The sequence below is a fragment of the Pseudomonas sp. EL_65y_Pfl2_R96 genome (assembly GCF_963970905.1).
GTDB lineage: Bacteria > Pseudomonadota > Gammaproteobacteria > Pseudomonadales > Pseudomonadaceae > Aquipseudomonas.
The window spans coordinates 1-541 of record NZ_CAXAQH010000206.1 but is presented as its reverse complement, the minus strand read 5'-3'; the positions used below and the strand labels follow the sequence as shown (position 1 = coordinate 541).

Annotated in this window: 1 protein-coding gene; it reads left to right on the top strand. The window is 59.3% G+C overall.

Going from position 1 to position 541, the window contains the following annotated elements; all coding sequences use genetic code 11:
* Positions 1-320: 320 nt before the first annotated feature.
* Positions 321-541 (top strand): TetR/AcrR family transcriptional regulator (locus AACY49_RS30240; protein WP_339527920.1); only part of this gene is annotated, 221 nt, incomplete at its 3' end.

Genomic DNA, 541 nt, shown 5'->3' with positions numbered 1-541 from the left:
GGCGATGGCGCTCACCGTGCTGGAAAATGATCGGCGCAAAGCGCTCGTCGCTGAACCTTGCCATCAGATCAGCGCGGAAACTGGCCTGATGCAGCTCATCGTCCCGGAGTAGCGCGCGTGCTTCTGAAAAAGACTGGACTGGGCAACCGCGACCCATGGGCTGCGATGGAATGCTTTTTCGATCATCACGGAGATCGTCGACCCCGCTGGACGGTTCGCGCGATAGCGTGGAATACGAACTCATCGCTTTGCTCCTTTACTCCAAGGTCCGCTATATATGATCTACTGTGGCTCATAAAAGGGGCAATAGCGAAAAGGGCGTGGACGCTCGTGTTACGCGAACCCGTTCGCTGCTGCGCGACGCGATGCTGGCGCTGTTGCAAGACGGCGACGCGCATTCGATCACGGCGCAACGTATCGTCGCTCAGGCCGGAGTCGGCTACGCGACCTTCTTTCGCCATTATCCCGGCGTCGACACGCTGTTGCTCGACGTGGCGGATGAGTTGATGGGACGGTTGGTTAAGCAGGTGGCCCCGGCTCT